Annotated in this window: 18 protein-coding genes; 8 read left to right on the top strand and 10 right to left on the bottom strand. The window is 70.8% G+C overall.

Annotation, left to right across the window (positions count from 1 at the left end; genetic code table 11):
- Window positions 1-2 precede the first annotated feature (2 nt).
- Window positions 3-1,064 (bottom strand): ATP-dependent DNA ligase, encoded by a 1,062-nt coding sequence (locus RKD20_RS06775; RefSeq protein WP_424876883.1) that lies wholly within the window; start codon window positions 1,062-1,064, stop codon window positions 3-5.
- 65 nt (window positions 1,065-1,129) lie between these two features.
- On the opposite strand from RKD20_RS06775, the gene ligD reads away from it, so the two are divergent.
- Window positions 1,130-2,155 (top strand): non-homologous end-joining DNA ligase, encoded by a 1,026-nt coding sequence (gene ligD, locus RKD20_RS06770; RefSeq protein WP_424876882.1) that lies wholly within the window; start codon window positions 1,130-1,132, stop codon window positions 2,153-2,155.
- Here the strand turns inward: ligD and RKD20_RS06765 are convergent.
- Together RKD20_RS06765 and RKD20_RS06760 are read right to left on the bottom strand one after the other, a co-directional pair.
- Window positions 2,142-4,334, bottom strand: coding sequence for an OmpL47-type beta-barrel domain-containing protein (locus RKD20_RS06765; RefSeq protein WP_424883161.1), 2,193 nt, complete (start codon window positions 4,332-4,334; stop codon window positions 2,142-2,144). The genes ligD and RKD20_RS06765 overlap by 14 nt on opposite strands.
- A gap of 17 nt (window positions 4,335-4,351) precedes the next feature.
- Entirely contained in the window at window positions 4,352-6,847 is a 2,496-nt protein-coding gene (locus RKD20_RS06760) for a ThuA domain-containing protein (RefSeq protein ID WP_424876881.1), read from the bottom strand.
- Window positions 6,848-7,036: 189 nt separating this feature from the next.
- On the opposite strand from RKD20_RS06760, the gene RKD20_RS06755 reads away from it, so the two are divergent.
- The 3 genes from RKD20_RS06755 to RKD20_RS06745 all read left to right on the top strand — a co-directional run bounded on the left by RKD20_RS06755 (window position 7,037) and on the right by RKD20_RS06745 (window position 10,102).
- Window positions 7,037-8,017 (top strand): multicopper oxidase domain-containing protein, encoded by a 981-nt coding sequence (locus RKD20_RS06755; protein WP_424876880.1) that lies wholly within the window; start codon window positions 7,037-7,039, stop codon window positions 8,015-8,017.
- Window positions 8,018-8,031: 14 nt separating this feature from the next.
- The gene (locus RKD20_RS06750; protein ID WP_424876879.1) at window positions 8,032-8,958 is read left to right on the top strand and encodes an ornithine cyclodeaminase family protein; all 927 of its coding nucleotides are present in this window, start codon (window positions 8,032-8,034) and stop codon (window positions 8,956-8,958) included.
- Between the two features lie 118 nt (window positions 8,959-9,076).
- Window positions 9,077-10,102, top strand: a complete 1,026-nt coding sequence (locus tag RKD20_RS06745) for a LacI family DNA-binding transcriptional regulator (RefSeq protein ID WP_424876878.1) — start codon at window positions 9,077-9,079, stop codon at window positions 10,100-10,102.
- 16 nt (window positions 10,103-10,118) lie between these two features.
- Here RKD20_RS06745 and RKD20_RS06740 read toward each other — a convergent pair whose 3' ends face one another.
- Window positions 10,119-10,910 carry a VOC family protein gene (locus tag RKD20_RS06740; RefSeq protein WP_424876877.1) on the bottom strand — a complete coding sequence of 264 codons (792 nt, stop codon included), beginning with the start codon at window positions 10,908-10,910 and terminating at the stop codon, window positions 10,119-10,121.
- A gap of 415 nt (window positions 10,911-11,325) precedes the next feature.
- On the opposite strand from RKD20_RS06740, the gene RKD20_RS06735 reads away from it, so the two are divergent.
- Window positions 11,326-11,601 (top strand): WhiB family transcriptional regulator, encoded by a 276-nt coding sequence (locus RKD20_RS06735; RefSeq protein ID WP_424883160.1) that lies wholly within the window; start codon window positions 11,326-11,328, stop codon window positions 11,599-11,601.
- A 145-nt stretch (window positions 11,602-11,746) separates the two neighbouring features.
- Here RKD20_RS06735 and RKD20_RS06730 read toward each other — a convergent pair whose 3' ends face one another.
- The 4 genes from RKD20_RS06730 to RKD20_RS06715 all read right to left on the bottom strand — a co-directional run bounded on the left by RKD20_RS06730 (window position 11,747) and on the right by RKD20_RS06715 (window position 14,514).
- Window positions 11,747-11,890, bottom strand: coding sequence for a hypothetical protein (locus RKD20_RS06730; protein ID WP_424876876.1), 144 nt, complete (start codon window positions 11,888-11,890; stop codon window positions 11,747-11,749).
- Between the two features lie 77 nt (window positions 11,891-11,967).
- Complete coding sequence (locus RKD20_RS06725; RefSeq protein WP_424876875.1) at window positions 11,968-12,945, bottom strand: acyl-ACP desaturase; 978 nt, start codon at window positions 12,943-12,945, stop codon at window positions 11,968-11,970.
- Window positions 12,946-13,172: 227 nt separating this feature from the next.
- Window positions 13,173-13,949 (bottom strand): dimethylargininase, encoded by a 777-nt coding sequence (gene ddaH / locus RKD20_RS06720; protein WP_424876874.1) that lies wholly within the window; start codon window positions 13,947-13,949, stop codon window positions 13,173-13,175.
- 130 nt (window positions 13,950-14,079) lie between these two features.
- Window positions 14,080-14,514, bottom strand: a complete 435-nt coding sequence (locus RKD20_RS06715) for a DUF6194 family protein (protein WP_424883159.1) — start codon at window positions 14,512-14,514, stop codon at window positions 14,080-14,082.
- A 51-nt stretch (window positions 14,515-14,565) separates the two neighbouring features.
- On the opposite strand from RKD20_RS06715, the gene RKD20_RS06710 reads away from it, so the two are divergent.
- Window positions 14,566-15,291 carry a MerR family transcriptional regulator gene (locus tag RKD20_RS06710; RefSeq protein WP_424876873.1) on the top strand — a complete coding sequence of 242 codons (726 nt, stop codon included), beginning with the start codon at window positions 14,566-14,568 and terminating at the stop codon, window positions 15,289-15,291.
- Here RKD20_RS06710 and RKD20_RS06705 read toward each other — a convergent pair.
- Entirely contained in the window at window positions 15,260-16,882 is a 1,623-nt protein-coding gene (locus tag RKD20_RS06705; RefSeq protein ID WP_424876872.1) for an ABC-F family ATP-binding cassette domain-containing protein, read from the bottom strand. The two genes, RKD20_RS06710 and RKD20_RS06705, sit on opposite strands and share 32 nt — an antisense overlap.
- A 285-nt stretch (window positions 16,883-17,167) precedes the next feature.
- On the opposite strand from RKD20_RS06705, the gene RKD20_RS06700 reads away from it, so the two are divergent.
- Together RKD20_RS06700 and RKD20_RS06695 are read left to right on the top strand one after the other, a co-directional pair.
- Entirely contained in the window at window positions 17,168-17,815 is a 648-nt protein-coding gene (locus RKD20_RS06700) for a GOLPH3/VPS74 family protein (RefSeq protein ID WP_424876871.1), read from the top strand.
- A 49-nt stretch (window positions 17,816-17,864) separates the two neighbouring features.
- Entirely contained in the window at window positions 17,865-18,029 is a 165-nt protein-coding gene (locus RKD20_RS06695; protein WP_424876870.1) for a hypothetical protein, read from the top strand.
- Window positions 18,030-18,368: 339 nt separating this feature from the next.
- Here the strand turns inward: RKD20_RS06695 and RKD20_RS06690 are convergent, their stop codons facing one another.
- Window positions 18,369-18,785, bottom strand: a complete 417-nt coding sequence (locus tag RKD20_RS06690) for an SsgA family sporulation/cell division regulator (RefSeq protein WP_424876869.1) — start codon at window positions 18,783-18,785, stop codon at window positions 18,369-18,371.
- Window positions 18,786-18,933: the final 148 nt, after the last annotated feature.

Below are 18,933 nucleotides of genomic sequence, written 5' to 3'. Positions count from 1 at the left end.
CGTCAGCCCAGGATCTCGTCGAGGTCGTAGCGCACCGGCTCCTCCAGCTGCGCGTACGTGCAGCTCTCCGGGGTCCGGTCGGGCCGCCAGCGGCGGAAGCGGGCGGTGTGGCGGAACCGTATGCCGTTCTCCATGTGGTCGTACGCCACCTCCGCCACCCGCTCCGGCCTGAGCGGCACCCAGGACAGGTCCTTCTTGCCCGACCAGCGGCTCGGCGCCCCGGGCAGCCGGGCGCTCTCGTGCGCGGCCTCCTCGGCCCAGGCCGCCCACGGATGCCCGGAGGCGTCCCGCATCCGCAGCGGCTCCAGCTCCTCGATCAGCTCGGCGCGCCGCTTCATGGGGAAGGCAGCGGACACGCCGACGTGCTGGAGCGTGCCCCGGTCGTCGTGGAGGCCGAGCAGCAGGGAGCCGACGACCGGACCGCTCTTGTGCAGCCGGTAACCCGCGACCACCACGTCCGCCGTGCGCTCGTGCTTGATCTTGAACATGGCGCGCTCGTCCTGGAGATAGCGCAGGGTGAGCGGCTTGGCGATGACCCCGTCCAGGCCCGCGCCCTCGTACTCCTCGAACCACTGCCGCGCCACCTCGATGTCCGTGGTCGCCGGTGCCACGTGCACGGGCGGGGTCGACCGGGACAGTGCCGTCGTGAGCAGCTTCCGGCGGTCGGTCAGCGGGACGTTCAGCAGTGACTCGTCCTGGAGCGCCAGCAGGTCGAAGGCCACGAAGGAGGCCGGCGTCCGCTCCGCCAGGGTGCGCACCCGGGAGGCCGCCGGATGGATCCGCTCGGTGAGCGCGTCGAAGTCCAGCCGCCCGTCCCGGGCGATGACGATCTCCCCGTCCATCACACAGCGCTCGGGCAGCCGCTCCCGCAGCGCCTCCACCAGCTCCGGAAAGTACCTGGTCAGCGTCTTACCGGTACGACTGCCCAGCTCGACCTCCGCACCGTCCCGGAACACGACGGCCCGGAAGCCGTCCCACTTCGCCTCGTAGTGCATGTCCGGCGGGATCTTCGCCACCGACTTGGCGAGCATGGGCTTCACGGGGGGCATCACCGGCAGATCCATGGTCCGATTCTGCACGCGCACGCCCCGAAATGCCTGATATGCCGGGCTCGCTTACGGTGGCTCGCATGGGTGACGCGGTGGAACTGGAGACGGGCGGCCGGACCGTACGGCTGTCCAGCCCGGACAAGATCTTCTTCCCGGAGCGCGGGTTCACCAAGCTGGACCTCGCCCGCTACTACCAGGCCGTCGCCCCCGGCATCCTGCGCGCCCTGCGCGACCGCCCCACCACCCTGGAGCGCTACCCGGACGGTGTGACCGGCGAGAACTTCTTCCAGAAGCGGGCGCCCAAGAACATGCCCGACTGGATCCCGACCGCCCACATCACCTTCCCCAGCGGCCGCAGCGCCGACGAGATGTGCCCCACCGAGGAGGCCGCCGTCCTGTGGGCCGCCCAGTTCGGCACGCTCACCTTCCACCCCTGGCCGGTCCGCCGCGACGACGTCGACCACCCCGACGAACTCCGCATCGACCTCGACCCGCAGCCCGGCACGGACTACGACGACGCCGTGCGCGCGGCCCACGAACTACGGTCGGTCCTGGCGGAGTTCGGCGGTCTGCGCGGCTGGCCCAAGACCTCCGGCGGCCGCGGTCTGCACGTCTTCGTGCCCATCGAACCGCGCTGGACCTTCACCCAGGTGCGACGGGCCGCGATCGCGGTCGGGCGCGAGATGGAACGCCGGATGCCGGACCACGTCACCATCAAGTGGTGGAAGGAGGAGCGCGGCGAACGCATCTTCATCGACTACAACCAGACGGCCCGCGACCGCACGATCGCCTCCGCCTACTCGGTACGGCCGCGCCCGCACGCCCCCGTCTCCGCACCCCTGCGCTGGGAGGAGGTCGGCCAGGCGCACCCCCAGGACTTCGACATCGCGACCATGCCCGCGCGCTTCGCCGAACTCGGCGACGTGCACGCGGACATGGACGATCACGCTTTCTCGCTGGAGGCCCTCCTGGACCTGGCCCGCCGCGACGAGCACGACCACGGGCTGGGTGATCTGCCGTACCCGCCCGAGTATCCGAAGATGCCGGGGGAGCCCAAGCGGGTACAGCCGAGCCGCGCCAAGAAGGCCGGTCCTACAGCTCCTTGATCCTGACGTCCCGGTACGAGATCACGTCCGTCGTGCTGTGCACCTGGAGTCCGATGTAGCCGGAGGAGAACCGCCGTCCGTCCGTGCCCGGGTCATCCGAGCGGGCGGGGTAGAAGTCCTGGCCGCCGATGTTGTCGAACTCGTTGATCAGCACGCCGTTGCGGTAGACCGAGTAGTGCTGGTCGACCACCCGGATCTCGTAGTCGTTCCACGTGCCCTTCTGGGTGACGCCGGCGCCGGCGAGCCCCACCCGGTCGAAGCCGTAGACCGATCCGGTCTTGTACATGTCGCCGTCGGGCCGGTCGAACACCTGCACCTCGTGGCCGTACTTGATGGCCGCCCACTCGGGCCGGGGCTCCTCCGGGTGGTCGTGGACCCACGGGAACCGCACGAACACACCGGAGTTGGCGTTCCCGGTGCCCGGGGCGTCGTCCCGCCACTGGAGCTTGAGCGAGAAGTCGCCGTACGTGCGCTCCGGGAACCAGAGCATGCCGAGGCCGTCCCTCGTGGTGCCTGAGGTGATGGACCCGTCGCCGTTCGGCGCGAAGGAACCACCGCCCACCTGCTGCCACTTGGCGAAGGAGGCAGGGCTGCCGTCGAGGATCGTGCGGTAGCCCTCGGTCTGTCCCGGCCTGCCGATCCCGGACTCACGGGCTGCCGCGTCGATCGCGTCGTACTCGCGCTCGTCGACGACCCCCTCCCGGAAGAGCTTGTCCAGAACGGTCTTCACATGCTTGAGGAACAGCGCGTGGGACGTCCACTCCTTCTCGTCCTCGATCAACTCGTTGATCCGGCACCGGCTGTTGGTGATGCGGTTCGGCACCCCGGAGTCGACCGTGCCGACGATCACCGTCAACCGCTCGTCGAACTCGGCGCAGTTGGGCGCCGGGACCTGGCCTGGGATCACCGTGAAGGTCACCGTGCGCGCGGCCGAGGTGTTGCCCGCCTTGTCCGTCGCCCGGTACGCCAGGGTGTGCGTGCCCGCCCGGTCCACGACCACGGCAGCGGTGTACGCGAGATAGGGGCCCGCGTCGATCGAGTACTCGACCCCGGCCACCCCCGAACCGCCCTCGTCCGTGGCGCTCACGGTCACCTTGGCGTTGCCCACGTACGCCCCGTCGGAGTTCCGCGTGCCGTCCACGGTCACACCGGTCACCGGCGGGGTGGTGTCCTGCGGGGCCGCCGCGACGACCGTGAACCGGACGCTCTTCTCGGCGGCCACGTTGCCCGCCTTGTCGGTCGCCCGGTAGCGCACGGTGTGGGAGCCGGCCTGGTGCACCATCACGGGCATGGTGTACCGCTGCCAACTCCCGTCGTCCACCGCGTACTCGATGGTGTTGACCCCGGATCCGGTGTCGGAGGCCGACACGGTCACCGTGGCCATGTCGATGTAGGCCCCGTCCGGGTTCTGCTCGCCGCTCACCGTCGCCGAGGTGTCCGGCGGGGCGGTGTCGTCGGAGGGCGGCGCGACCACCGTGAAGGCGGCGCTCTTCTCGGCGGAGACGTTGCCCGCCTTGTCGACGGCCCGGTAGCGGACCTTGTGGTCGCCGACCTGGTCGACGACGACCGGGGCGGTGTACGGCTGCCAGGCACCCGTGTCCCCGATCGCGTACTCGATCCGGTCGACGCCGGAGCCACCGGCCTCGTCGGTCGCCGTGACCGCCACGCTCGCCGAACCGATGTACTGGCCCTGCGCGTTCTGCGTGCCGGTCACCTGGGCCTGGGCGGTCGGCGCAGTGGTGTCCTGGCCGCTGCCCTCGCTCACCACGAGGATGCCCTGCATCTGGCCGTGGCCCGGGATCGTGCAGTGGTAGAAGTAGCGGCCCGGGGTGAGCGTGACCTCGGCGGTGTGGCGGCCGCCCATGTCGTCGTTCGGGTTGGCCAGGATGTTGAGTTCGACGTCGTCGTTGAACTCGGGATCACTGGTCACGAAGGTCAACGTGTGCGGCATGCCGGTGGTGTTGCCGGTCTCCGTGCTGTTCTCGAAGACGATCGTGGCCGTACCGGCGACGGCGGTTGCCGGGGCGGATCCGTACTTGGTGATGTCGTCGCCAGCGGTCCAGGTGAGTGTCTGGCCCGCCGCAGGGACCGCGTCGGGCCGTGCTTCGGACGTCGACTGGAGGCCGAGCACCATCAGCAGGGCGGCCAACAGGACGGTCAGAGCTCTTCGGGCGTGCATCACTGCTCGGGGGTGCATCACTGCCCTCCTCTCGCCAGCTGTCCGGCGGCCGGCGTCGGCCCGCCGCCGGTGTAAGTGACCCGCCACAGTGCCGACTTGGCGTCCGAGGTGAAGAACCCGCGTCCGTAGTCGAGGACGTACAGCGCGCCGTCCGGGCCGAACTTCCAGTCCATGAGGTTCTTGATGCCGTCGTTGCCGATCGGCACGATCTTCTTCAGCGACTCCGAGTGGACGGGCAGTCCGCCCTCGCCGTGGTTCTTCGGATCGGTGATGACGGCGTTCCGCGGCTGGTCGGCGTCGTAGAAGTCGCCGACGAACCACTTGCCGTCCCAGTAGGCGGGCCACTTGGTCGCGCTCGCGCTGGATGGGTCGTAGCGGTAGACCGGCCCGTTCATCGCCGCCTGGCCGCCGCCCTTGAGCCACGGCAGCAGGTACTTGGCCTCCTCCTGCTTGTAGGACGGGATGCCGTTCGCGTCCCGCGGGTAGTCCGGGGCGCCGCCCTGCGGCGAGTACCAGATGTTGTTGCCGGTGACCGGCGGGAGGTTGACCAGACCGTCGTTGTTGGGCGACTCGTTCTTCGGGTGGTCGCAGTCGTACCAGCCCAGCGGCTGGTCGGGGTTGGGCAGGTTGCGGTCCCGGTAGGGCTGCTTGTTGCCCATGCAGTACGGCCAGCCCCGGTTGCTCGCCTTGGTGATGACGGCGAAGGTGTCGTACTTGGCCGGCCCCCAGGTCGTCGAGGGCGTGCCGGCGTCCGGCCCGACCCAGCCCGCGTAGAGGATGTCGGTCTTCTTGTCGACGAAGATCCGGGCCGGGTTCCTGACCCCCATCACATAGATCTCGCCCCGGGTCTTGCCGCCGCCCTCGGCCGTCTCCCGGCCCGTGAAGAGGTTGCCCTCGGGCAGGGTGTACGTTCCGTCGGCCTCCGGATGGATGCGCAGGATCTTGCCGTTGAGGTTGTTGGTGTTGCCGGCGGTGCGGCGCGCGTCCGCGAAGGAGACGCCCTTGTAGTTCGGCTGCGGGTTGTTGCCCGAGTAACCGCCGCTGAAGCCACTGGAGTTGTTGTCACCGGTCGCGATGTACAGGTTGCCCTTCGAGTCCCAGGACATCCCGCCGCCCGCGTGGCAGCAACTGTGCACCTGAACCGGCCACTTGAGCAGGACCTTCTCGCTGTTCAGGTCCAGCTTGTTCGTGGCGAGGTCGAGGGTGAAGCGGGAGACCCGCCGCTCGGCCATCTGCGTGTCGCGGTTGAGCTGAGAATGCGGGGTGTAGTGCAGGTACACCCAGCCGTTCTCCTCGAAGCGCGGATCGAGCTCGATCCCGAGCAGGCCCTCCTCGACCTTCACCAGCTCGTCGCCGCCGCCCTTGTTGCCGAACACGGTCAACGCGCCCGCGAGGGTGACCTTCCTGGTCTTCGGGTCGTAGACGTGGATCTCGCCCTTGCCCTTGCCGATGTCGGGGTTGTTCCAGTCGGTGATCACCGGCTGGGAGGAGTCGGCTCCGCCCCGCCCGATGTACAGGACCCGCCCGTCGGGGGCGGTGACCAGCCCGTGCGGTTCGCCGATCTGGTCGTTCAGCCCCGCCTGGTTGGGCTGGGTGAGGCGCTCCGCCTTGTAGTTGCCGTTGATGGTCGCCTTGCAGTCGGCCTGGACGAGCCGCGAGGTCCACAGCAGCGCGCCGCGCAGATGGGTCCGGAAGTCGGTCTCGTCGTACGAGGACACCGTGCCGCCCATGCCGGTGTAGAAGGACCGGCCGCCGTCGTAGTCCCGGCACCAACTCACCGGGTGGTCCCAGCCGTTGGCACTCGCTCCCGGCTGGTAGGTCGACTCGCGCACCCGGGCCACGGTGTGCACGTCACCGGAGGGGTTCTTCGTCCAGTTGAACCACTGGTCGGGGCGCTTCCACTGCACCGGCAGATCCCTGGTCGCCGGATGCTGCCGGTCGCCGACCTCAACGGTAGCCCGCTGTACGGCCGTTGGGCTGGAAGCCGCCGGCCGGGCGCCCACCAGACCCGTGAACCAGTCGGAGTAGGGCTCCGCGCGGGCCGCGTCATGGATGCCGACGAAACCGCCGCCCGCCTCCATGTACGCCTCCAGACCGGCCTCCTGCTCCGCGTCGAGGACATCGCCGCCGCCGGTCAGGAAGACGATGGCGTTGTAACTCCCCAGTGCCTTCTCGTCGGTGAAGACCCTCGCATCGTCGGTGGCCTCGGTCTCGAACCGCTGGTTCACCGGACCGGACAGCCCGATCCTCTCGATCGCCGCGATACCGGCGTTGACGACGGGCGATTCCTCGCCGGCCGCCGCGGACCCGTGGAAGACCAGCACCCGTACGTCCCCGCCGCCCGGTGGCGACTTGACGGACATCGTTGTCGCGGACGGGCCGGGAGCCGGCAGCGCCCCCGCCGCCGGCCCGGACATCAGCCCTGCGGCGACGACCCCCGCGGTCACGGTGGCCGTCCAGACCCGTCTCCTCGCGCTTCCTCCGCTTCTCGCGCTCAACCCTCGTAAGTGCATGGGCACCTCCTCGGTCACAGCAACAGCGCCATGGAAGCTAGACCCCTTTGCCTCCCGCGCCAATACCTATGACCGGGATCGCACGAACTTTGTCCTGAGTGTGGATAAACGGTTCCGGGGCCGGTACCGTCTCACCGGTTCATCACAGGTACGTCTCCGCAAGACCCGTATCGCGGTGGGGAGTTCTGCATGGGCGCACTGGACAGACGTGGCTTCAACCGGCGGGTGCTGCTCGGTGGCGCGGCGGTGGCGACATCGTTGTCGATGGCGCCGGAGGCCCGCAGTGACCCGGGTCCGGCGCAGGCCGCCCCGCCCGGTGGCGAGGTCCGGCGCATCAAGCTGTACGCCGAGAAGCTCGCCGACGGACAGCTGGGCTACGGCCTGGAGAAGGGCAAGGCGACGATCCCCGGCCCGCTCATCGAGCTCAACGAGGGCGACACTCTGCACATCGAGTTCGAGAACACCCTGGACGTCCGGGCGAGCCTGCACGTCCACGGCCTGGACTACGAAGTCTCCAGCGACGGCACGACGTTGAACAGGAGCGACGTCGAACCGGGCGGCACCCGCACCTACACCTGGCGCACCCACGCGCCCGGCCGCCGCAGCGACGGCACCTGGCGGGCCGGCAGCGCGGGCTACTGGCACTACCACGACCACGTCGTCGGCACGGAACACGGCACCGGCGGCATCCGCAAGGGCCTCTACGGCCCGGTGATCGTCCGTCGCAAGGGCGACGTCCTGCCGGACGCGACGCACACGATCGTCTTCAACGACATGCTCATCAACAACAAGCCGGCGCACTCGGGACCCGACTTCGAGGCCACCGTGGGCGATCGGGTCGAGTTCGTGATGATCACGCACGGCGAGTACTACCACACCTTCCACCTGCACGGTCACCGCTGGGCGGACAACCGCACCGGCATGCTTACCGGGCCCGACGACCCGAGCCAGGTCGTCGACAACAAGATCGTGGGCCCTGCGGACTCCTTCGGCTTCCAGGTGATCGCGGGGGAGGGGGTCGGGGCGGGCGCGTGGATGTACCACTGCCATGTGCAGAGCCACTCCGACATGGGGATGGTGGGCCTGTTCCTGGTGAGGAAGACGGACGGGACGATCCCGGGGTACGAGCCGCACGACCACACCGGGCAGCGGGCCGGGCACCACCACTGACGGATCATGGGCGGGTGACTCTTCTTCTCACGCGCGGCGACCTGGAGACGGTGCTGGAGCCGGAGACGTGCCTCGACGCACTGCGGGACGGCTTCCTGAATGCGGACGTGGACGCGGACGGTGTGTCGATCGCCGGGCAACGGGTGCGCACGGACCTCCCGTTCCCCGGTACGGCCACCGCGCTGATCCCGGGCCTGCTCCCCGGCGTTCCCGCCTACACCGTGAAGGTCAACGCCAAGTTCCCGGCCGCGCGCCCCGCCCTGCGCGGGGTGATCTGCCTGCACAGCGGAACCGACGGCGCGTTGCTGGCCCTCATGGACTCGGCGACGGTCACGGCGTGGCGGACGGGGCTGGCCGCGGCACTGGGCACACACCTGCTGGCCGGCCACGCTGACGTCGTCGGAGTGATCGGCGCGGGCGTACAGGCCGAGCTGATGGTGCGGGGCCTCGGGGCGCTACGACCCCGCGGTGCCCTCGTCGTCCATGACACGTCCGCCGAGCGCGCCGCGGAGTTCGCCGCGAGGCACGGCGGCCGGGTTCTGGGCTCCGCCGCGGAGATTGCCACGGCCGCCGACGTCGTCCTCTCGGCGACCTGGTCCCGAGAGCCGCTGCTGCACCTGAACGACACCAGGCCGGGCCAGCACTTCACGAGCCTCGGCGTGGACGAACCGGGCAAGGCAGAGCTGGCGGCGGACCTCCTGGACGCGTCGCTGCTGGTGGTCGACGATCGCGAACTGGCGTCACGCGTGGGCGTGTTGAGGGCCGCCGACGCGACCTTGGGCGAGATCGTGCGTTGCGAACACTCCGGCCGGACGGCGGAGTCGGACCGTACGGTCTACGCCCCCGTGGGCATGCCCTGGCAGGACCTCGCGGTCGCCTGGACGGCGTACGAGCGGGCCGAACGGGACGGGATCGGGCGGCGGATCGACCTGCTGGCGTGAGGCCGTTCACCGGACGTCCCCGGGCTCAGGTGTCCATCGTCCGATGCCGCGAGAGCGCTCTCACCGGGTGCTCGTCCGGGGCTATCCTGATCCGCACCCGCCGATGAGGAGCCCCGAAGTGACCGAGACAGCGCCGCGCCCCACACTGGAGGCCGTGGCGGCCCGGGCCGGGGTGTCGCGGGCCACCGTGTCCCGGGTGGTGAACGGTGGGGACGGGGTCAGGGAGCCGCTCGTCGAGCGGGTGCGCAGAGCTGTCGAGGAGCTCGGTTACGTGCCCAACCAGGCCGCCCGCAGCCTTGTCACCCGGCGCCACGACGCGGTCGCCGTGGTCGTGGCCGAGCCGGAGACCCGGGTCTTCGCCGATCCCTTCTTCGCGCTGCAACTGCGGGGTATCAGCAAGGAGTTGACCGCTCACGACAATCAGCTCGTCCTGCTGCTCACCGAGGGCCGCGACGACCACGCGCGCGTCGGACGCTACCTCGCCGGAGGCCACGTCGACGGCGCGCTCGTCTTCTCGCTGCACCTCGACGACCCGCTGCCCGGACTGATCCAGCGGGCCGGTGTCCCCACGGTGTTCGGCGGACGGCCCGGCTGGAGCGACGGGACGACGGACGTCGTGTACGTCGACAGCGACAACCGGGGCGGTGCCCGCGAGGCCGTACGGCATCTCGCCGGGCTCGGGCGCACCCGTGTCGCCCACATCACCGGCCCCCTCGACCAGACCTCCGCGGCGGACCGGCTCGACGGCTACCGGGACGTCATGGGCGACGCCCACCCGAGGCTGGTCGCAGGCGGCGACTTCACCCCGGCCGGCGGTGAGCGGGCCATGCGGGAACTCCTCGACCGGTGTCCGGACGTGGACGCGGTGTTCGCCGCCAACGACCTCACCGCGTCCGGCGCCCTGCGCGTGCTGCGCGAGCGAGGGTGCCGGGTGCCCGAGGATGTGGCGGTGATCGGCTTCGACGACATGCTGCCGCTCGCCGAGCAGGCCGATCCGCCGCTGACGACGGTCCGTCAGGACATCGAGGAGATGGGCCGGTTGATGGCCCGCCTGCTCCTGGGAGGCCTCGGCCCGGGGGACACGGGAGCCGCACCGGCCGGTGTCGTACTGCCCACCACGCTGGTGCGGCGCACCTCGGCGTGAGCCGCCCCCGCCCCCGTCACGTCTGCTGCGGCGCGCTCTTGATCACCGCGAAGCGGGCGCCGTACGGATCGGCCAGCTTGGCGACCCGGCCGACACCCGGGATGTCGGTGCCGGGCAGCCGGACGCTGCCGCCCAGCTCCTGCGCCTTCGCCACCGTCTCGTCCGTGTCCGTGACCTCGAAGTACGGCATCCAGTACGCCCCGTCCCGCGCCTCCAGCGGATCGTCGGCGAGCGGGACGATGCCGCCGAACATGCCGTCCTCGCTCTGCCCGTCCGGCAGCACGGTGGTGTACGTCCCGCCGGGGAAGTCGACCCCGTAGGTCTCCAGGCCGAGGGCCGCGCGGTAGAAGTAGGCGGCCATCGGCAGGTCGGCCGTGTACAGCTCGACCCAGCACAGTGACCCGGGCTCCTGGGTGACGTCGAGCCCCTTGTTCCGCCCGGGCTGCCAGATGCCGAAGGGGACGCCCGCCTTGTCGGCGAGGATCGCCATGCGGCCCTGGTCCATCACGTCCATGGGCTGCATCAGCACCGAGCCGTGCGCCTCCTCGGCCGCCTTCGCGGTGGCGTCCGCGTCCGGTGTCTGGAAGTACACCGTCCAGGACGGCGGGCCCTGCTCCGGTGTGGTCTGCATGCCGCCCGCGGCGGTTTTGCCGGCGAGCTGGAAGAAGCCGTAACCGCCGGCCTCGGGCGGGCCCGGCCGGAACTCCCAGCCGAACAGGCCACCGTAGAAGGTGGTGGCGCCGTCGATGTCGGGGGTGCCTAGGTCGAGCCAGTTCGGAGCGCCGGTGACATAACGGGTCGTGAGCATCTCTGCCCTCCTCTGAGGGGTCCCGTTGCCTGTACCGCCGAGTCTCGCACCGTCCACTGACAATCGCTGCCGGGACGCCGATGCGGGCCGGTCGGCAGTCGCGCCCGCCGTGGGGGAGCGGGTGCGGTCCTTGCCGGCGGACGCGCGGGTGCCGTCGAAGCCGGGCCGGCCGGGCCGGAGGGCACCGGGCCCGCGGCGGACCTGGGCGGGAGCGCATCGGGACGACCGGCGGCCCGCACCGCCCCGGGGCGCCGGCACCCACCGGGCGATCCGTTTCCGCAGGGCGAACCGATTCCGCGCGCCGCCGTGCGCCCCCGCGACGGACGGGGGACCATCAAGGCGGCCCGGGGCCATGAACGCAGCCGTTGATCCCGCGTTGATCGAACGTTTTTCGCTGCCCGGCACGATCTCCGCCATGCACATCGACACCATCACCCCGACCGACCCCGCCTGGCAGGCGCAGGCGTTGTGCGCGCAGACCGGGGCGGACTTCTTCTTTCCCGAGCCGGGCAGCTCGGTACGAGAGGCGAAGCGCATCTGCGGCATGTGCGAGATGCGCCCGGCCTGTCTCGAGTACGCCCTGGCCAACGACGAACGCTTCGGCGTCTGGGGCGGCCTCTCCGAGAAGGAACGGCTGGCGATCAGGCGCGACGGCAAAACCGGTGAGCCGGCCGGCCGGGAGTGCGGTTAAGACCCCGGAGCGCACCCGGGCGTAGCGCAGAGGCAGGCGCACCTTCATGGCCACGGGCGGCTGGATCGTGCGACGGCCGCGTTGAGCTCCGGGTCGTCCTCCTCCAGGATCCACACCAGCACGGAGGAGGCGACCGGGGTCGACCTCAGGACGGCCCGGGCGACCCGGCGTGCGTTCGCGCCCGATGGCGGCGCGCCGATGCGCCGTCGTATCCGTACGGCGGCGCATCGGCGTCGATCAGGCCCGGCAGGAAGCCGGCGGCCCGCTGATCCATGCTGCTGTCATGCATGGCCGCATGATCGCGCTGGGTAGGGCGGATCGCACCGGGATTCGATGCGTCGGCGGGCCGGGACGGCCAGGTCGGCGTCAGGCGCCCGCGCGGGCCGCCATCCGCGCCTTGCGCGCAGCCAGCTTCTCGTCGAACTTCGCGGCCTCCGCGTCCAGACCGCCCATGTACAGGCCGAGTTCGTCCTGCGCCTTCTGGCCCTCGGGGCCGAGGCCGTCGATCTCCATGACCTTCAGGAAGCGCAGGACGGGCTGGAGCACGTCGTCGTGGTGGATGCGCATGTTGTAGATCTCGCCGATCGCCATCTGCGCGGCGGCCCGCTCGAAGCCGGGCATGCCGTGGCCGGGCATCCGGAAGTTCACGATCACGTCGCGCACGGCCATCATCGTCAGGTCGGGTGCGAGCTCGAAGGCCGCCTTCAGCAGGTTCCGGTAGAAGACCATGTGCAGGTTCTCGTCGGTGGCGATGCGCGCCAGCATGCGGTCGCAGACCGGGTCCCCGGACTGGTGGCCGGTGTTGCGGTGCGAGACGCGGGTCGCGAGCTCCTGGAAGGACACGTACGCGACCGAGTGCAGCATGGAGTGGCGGTTGTCCGACTCGAAGCCCTCGCTCATGTGGGCCATGCGGAACTGCTCCAGCTTGTCCGGGTCCACCGCCCGCGAGGCCAGCAGGTAGTCCCGCATCACGATGCCGTGCCGGCCCTCCTCGGCGGTCCAGCGGTGCACCCAGGTGCCCCAGGCGCCGTCACGGCCGAAGAGCGAGGCGATCTCGTGGTGGTAGCTGGGGAGGTTGTCCTCGGTGAGCAGGTTCACGACCAGGGCGATCCGGCCGATCTCGGTGACCTTGGACTGCTCCTTCTCCCAGGCCTCGCCGTCCTCGAAGAAGCCGGGGAAGTTGCGGCCGTCGCTCCACGGGACGTACTCGTGCGGCATCCAGTCCTTGGTGACCTTCAGATGCCGGTTGAGTTCGGTCTCGACCACTTCCTCCAGCGCGAACAGCAGTCGCGCGTCGGTCCACTCGGAGGACGGGCTGCCGAGGTGAGGGGAAGTGATCGTCATAGGTGCTCCAGGGGGACGGGACCAGCATTGCGGGCTCCGGCGAGCGGTGCCGGGGAACCTACGGAATCGTAGGCTACGAAACCGTAGGTTACGAGACCGTAGGTTAAGGGTGTCGTAAAGATCCCTGATCAGCAGTGCTCCCCGGGCAGGACACGCGGCTCTGGAACCACGAGAAGCGCCCCTGGAACTGCAGGTCCGAGGCCGCCGGGTCTCATGCCCGCACCCCGTCAGGCGTACAGCTCCCGCAAGCGCACTGAGAGGCAAGTCACACAGCCTTCGAGCTTCTCGAACTCGCTGATGTCCACCACGACCGGTTCGAATCCGAGGTCGGTGAGCAGCTCCGCGGTCTTCGGCGCGCTCGCGGCCATCAGCAGCTTGGGACCGCCGAGCAGGACGACATGGGCGCCGGCCTCCTCGGGCACGGACAGGAAGCGCGGGAAGAGCGCGGGCCGGTCCACCTTGGGGATGTGTCCGATGACGGTTCCGTCGGGCAGCGCGGTGACCGCCGACTTCAGGTGCAGCACCTTGCTCACCGGCACGGCGACGACCCGCGCCCCGAGCGGTTCGAAGGCGGCCCGCAGCTGCTGGACGCCGGCCGCGTTGGTACGCCCGCCCCGGCCGACGTAGATCGTGTCGTCGATCTTCAGCACGTCACCGCCGTCCAGGGTGCCCGGCTCCCAGACCCAGTTCACCGAGCAGCCCAGGCGCGCCACGGCCTCCTCGACGCCGGTGGTCTCCTCGCGCCGGGACTCGGCGCCGGAGCGCGCGATCAGGGCGACGTTCTTGTACATCACCACGGTGTCCTCGACGAACACCGAGTCCGGGCAGTCGTCCTCCGGGTCCACCTCGACGGTCTCCCAGCCGTGCCCGCGCAGGGCCTCGACGTACGCCTCCCACTGTTCGAGCGCGAGGTCGACGTCGACCTTCTCCCGCTCGACGTGCGTCACCAGACCTTCGGCGAGGCGCGGGCTGGGGCGGCGGACGAGGGCCTTCTTGCTGGGCACGAGGGAACTCCGTATCGGCGGGACAGGGGGCGGCGCGCGTGACGGGCGCCGGTCAGCCATCATGCAGCGCCGGTCCGTGTCGACAAAACCCCTGGAGTCAGGCTGTGGCCCTCCTGAGACGCTTCACGGCTCACGAGCGCCGTCGCGCAGCACGCACGCGTGCCGCCTCATGGGCCTCGCGCAGCAGTCGTACGACGGTCCCGGTCGTCCTCTCGCCGGGATTCACCACGCAGATCCAGCCGAGGGACCCGTAGACCGGGTGCGGCAGCACCACGTCGGCCGTCGCGGGATCGTGCCGTTCCCCGAGGAGTTCCGGGAGCGCCGTGCGGCCGACCTGGACGTTGACCCGCCAGCGGCCCGGCGGGTCCAGGTCGCAGGCGGTGTCGGCGGGGTAGTTCTTCGTGACGATCGTCCCGTAGGGCTGGGTGTTCCGTGGCGTCCGGCCGTCGGGGGCGTAGTAGAAGAACGCGTCGCCCCACGCGATCTCGGGGGAGTCCCCACCCGGCCCCGGGACGATCACGAGAGCCCCGTCGAAGCCGCGCACGGTCGCGATGATCTGCTCCATACTCATGGTTCAAGCGTGACCTTCAAGTGCTTGTGTGGGGTTGACCGAACGATGCGCACGACCGACGTCGCCAGGGAGTCCGGGTACTCGGCCCAGCAGGTGCGCGACCTGGAGCGGCTGGGCGTGATTCCGCCGGCCGTACGGTCGGACAACGGCTACCGCTCCTACACGCCGCTCCATGTGCACGCTCTGCGCGCCTACCGAGGGCTCGCAGCGGCCGCCGGACCCGTCGAGGCCCGGCGGCTGCTCGCCGAGCTGCGGACGGCGACGGTCACGGAGGCGGCCTCGGCGGTCGACGAGGTCCACGCCCGGCTCGCGCGGGAGCGCGCGGAGGTGCTGCGCGCCCAGCGGGCGCTGGAGGGCATCCAGGCCGAAGGGGCCGGCGGGGACGACGACTTCATGACCATCACCCAGCTCGCGCAGGCCCTCGGCGTACGGTCCTCGACCCTGCGGTTCTGGGAGGAGGAAGGGCTCGTCCTCCCGGAGCGCGTGACCACCCTGCGCGCGCGCCGCTACGGTCCCGCGGCGATCAGGGCGGCACGCGTCGTCGTCGCCCTGCGCGCCGGCGGGTACGGCATCCCGGCCGTACGTGAGGTGATGGCCTGCCTGGACGGCACCGACGGCCTGGAGGACGCCCGGCGGATCCTGCGGGCACGGCTCGACCGGATCGCCGCCCGGAGCGTGGCGCTGCTCCGGGCGGGCGCGGACCTGGCGGCCGTCGTCTGCGCCGCGGACGTCACGGACGCTACACGCGGAACTCCAGATCCTCCGGCGTGACCTCACGCAGCTCCCCGTCCAGCATCAGCCAGCGCGTGATGCCGATCGACTCCAGGAACGGCAGGTCGTGACTGGCCACGACCAGCGCGCCCTCGTACGACTCCAGGGCCGAGGTCAGCTGTCGCACGCTCGCGATGTCGAGGTTGTTCGTCGGCTCGTCGAGCATGAGCAGCTGGGGTGCGGGCTCCGCCAGCATCAGCGCGGCCAGGGTCGCCCGGAAGCGTTCGCCGCCGGACAGTGTCGACGCCTGCTGGTCGGCCCGGGCGCCCCGGAACAGGAAGCGGGCGAGACGGGCCCGCACCCGGTTGTTGGTGGCGCCCGGCGCGAACCGGGCCACGTTCTCGGCGACCGACAGCTCGCCGTCGAGGACGTCCAGACGCTGGGGCAGGAAGCGGAGCGGGACATGGACGGTGGCCTCGCCCGACACCGGGGGCAGCTCCCCGGCGATCGTCCGCAGCAGCGTCGTCTTGCCCGTGCCGTTGCGCCCGATCAGCGCGACCCGCTCGGGCCCGCGAAGGTCGAGACCGCCCTTCACCCGCGCGCCATAGGCGAGGTGCAGGTCCATGAGGGTCAGGACCGTACGGCCCTGCGGTACGGCCGTGTACGGCAGGTCGACGCGGATCTCGTCGTCGTCCCGTACGGCCTCCACCGCCTCGTCGAGGCGGTCCTTGGCCTCGGCGAGCTTCTCCTCGTGCATGATGCGGTGCTTGCCCGCGGAGACCTGGGCCGCGCGGCTCCTCAGCTTCATGACGGCCCGGGGCTCGCGCTTGGTGTCGTACATCTTCTGGGCGTAGCGCCTGCGATGGGCCAACTTGACCTGTGCGTCCACCAGTTCACGCTTCTGCTTGCGGAAGTCGGACTCGGCGACGCGCACCATCCGCTCCGCCGCCTCCTGTTCCACGGCGAGGGCCTCCTCGTAGGCGGAGAAGTTCCCGCCGTACCAGGCGACCTCGCCCGAGCGCAGATCGGCGATCTGGTCGACCAGGTCGAGGAGTTCGCGGTCGTGGCTGACCACGACCATCACCCCGGGCCAGGAGGCGACGGCCGAGTACAGCCGCCTGCGGGCGTACAGGTCGAGGTTGTTGGTGGGCTCGTCGAGGAGCAGGACGTCCGGTCGGCGCAGCAGCAGCGCGGCCAGCCGCAGCAGTACCGACTCGCCGCCCGAGACCTCGCCGATCCTGCGGTCCAACCCGATGTGGCCGAGCCCGAGTTCACCGAGGGTGGCCAGGGCCCGCTCCTCCACGTCCCAGTCGTCGCCGACCGTCTCGAAGTGCTCCTCGGACACGTCGCCGCCCTCGATGGCGTGCAGGGCGGCGCGGCGCGCGGCGATACCGAGCGCCTCGTCGACCTTCAGGCCGGTGTCGAGCGTGACGTTCTGCGGGAGGTGGCCGACCTCGCCCGCGACGCGCACGGCGCCGTCGGCCGGGGTGAGTTCACCGGCGATCAGCTTCAACAGGGTGGACTTTCCTGACCCGTTGACGCCGACGAGGCCCGTCCGGCCGGGGCCGAAGGCGATGTCGAGGCCGTCGAAAACGGGGGTGCCGTCGGGCCAGGAGAAGGCGAGGGAGGCGCAGGTGAGGGAAGCAGACATGTGAGTCTCCGCGGTTGCTCGAAGCGAGAAGGGGCAAACGCGTATCGAGACACCCGCGACCACGGGAGAAGGCCAGGAGACCGGAGGGCGGGAACAGGGCCCTGCTCGTCGGGAACGGCTCGTGTGCCGAGGTCGCACGCGGCGCACACACCTCAGGTGTGTGACACGGTGTCTCAGGACCTCAGACGAGCAACGTCCTACTCCGATCGACGGCAACAGAAGCGTTCTACACCGTACGAGGCGGCCGTAGGGCTGTCAACGAGTTAAATCGCCTTAGGAGGCCCCGTGCCCGACGGACCGCTCTCCCTGCCGGCCCACCTCTATCTGCTGGCCTGGGACACCTCGAAGTCCGAGACCACCGGTGCCGCCCAGGTTCCCCAGCTGGTCCGGGCCGGTGCCCTCACCGAGCTGGCCCGGCGCGGGCTGCTCCTCGACGTGGACGGCATCGCCACGCCGGTCGACATGGACGCCGAGACCGGTGACCCCGTCCTGGACGGGCTGCTCGAACTGGTCCGGGAATCCCGCCCGCACCGGTGGCGGAGCTGGGTGACACCGCACACCCGGATCACCCTGGACGCCGTACGGGAACAGCTCACGGCGGGCGGACATCTGCGCGCCCGCAAGCGGCGGATCCTCGGGCTGTTCCCGACGGTGGAGCACGACCTGGCCCGACCGGCCGCCGTGGAGGCGCTGCAGGAGGAGGCGCGGCAGGTGCTGCGAGGCCCGGTGCCGCCGGTGGACGTCTCCGAGCGAGACGCGGCCCTCGTCGCGCTCGCCGCGGCGGCCGAACTGCGCACCCTCCTGCCCCGCGGCGAACACCACGAGGCGCGCGTCGAGGAGCTGGTCGAGCGCAGCGGTCAGGTGGCGCCGGTGCTGCGGGAACTCGTCCACGGGGTCCGCGGGGCGGCGGCCGCGGTCACGGCGCGCGCCTGAACGCCGGGGTCGGATTCCGGCCGGCGCTGCCGCGGGGGCCGGCGACTGAGTGAGCAGGAACGCGGGCGCCACTGCCGTGGCCAACGCGAGCTCCGGGCTCTCCTGGGCCCTGGACGCCGTGGGGCGGATCGCCGCCGTGCCGGTCGGCGCGGACATAGAGAGCGGGTTCGTATCGCGCGGGCGGGCGGTGCTCGCGGCGGGCGGGGTCGGGTGAACGTCGAGGACGCCCTGTACGACGACGAGGGCGAACCGCGCCTCGCCGTGGGCGTCGACGGGATCCCCGTCCCCGGGGCCGTCGACCCGGGAACCGTCAGGCTCCTCGTCGACGCGATCGACCGTCCGCTGAACGTCATGGCCGGGCCCGGCGCCCCGCGTTCGTTGCCGAGTCGGCCTCAATCGGGGTGGCGCGCGTCAGCGTCGGCTCCGGCCTCGTGCAGGCCGCGCACGCCCTGGCCCGCCGCGTCGCGCGGGAGCTGCTGGACGCGGGGACGTGCGACGTGCCGACCGAGGGGCTCGACCACGGCGAGCCCGACGCCCTCCTGGGCGCCCGGCGTCAGCAGGCGTCGCGTATCAGCTCGGCCAGGTCGTGGTCGAGGTCGAGCTGGAGGTGCTCCAGACCGGTCGGCACGAGGTCGTTCGTCGCCTCCAGGAACCGGCGCAGCTCACCCGTGCGGACATGCACGACGGCCGTGCCCTCGGGGGCGTGGAACTCGAGAACGGTGCGGTCGTAGCCGTACGGCCGCACCCGGACGTCGCCGTGGCCCTCGGGCTCGTGCAGGCCGGTGGTGAGCAGTTCGCGGCTGAAGGTCCAGCAGACCTCGACGCCCTCCAGGGTGGCCGGGGCGGGGAAGGTCATACGGACGGCGAACGGATCACAGCGGTCGTAGTGCAGGGTGGCGGGAATGCTCGGCATCCGCGGTGCCGCGGCGACGAGACGGGCCTCTACGGGCTGCTCGATGACGGTGGACAACGCCTTGCTCCCTTGTGACGGCGGTGGGCTTCCGGAGTGGGACGGGCACTGGAAGAGACGTCGGAATGAGCCAATCCGTGTACACGAAATTCGAGTGACCTCTGTCACCGTCTTCATGTACCGGTGTGATCCAGTCCTTCTCCCGTGC

The organism is Streptomyces sp. SLBN-8D4, assembly GCF_049739545.1.
Taxonomy (GTDB): Bacteria; Actinomycetota; Actinomycetes; order Streptomycetales; family Streptomycetaceae; genus Streptomyces; species Streptomyces canus_C.
The sequence above is the reverse complement of the archived record's forward strand: the minus strand, read 5'-3'. Positions and strand labels throughout refer to the sequence as shown.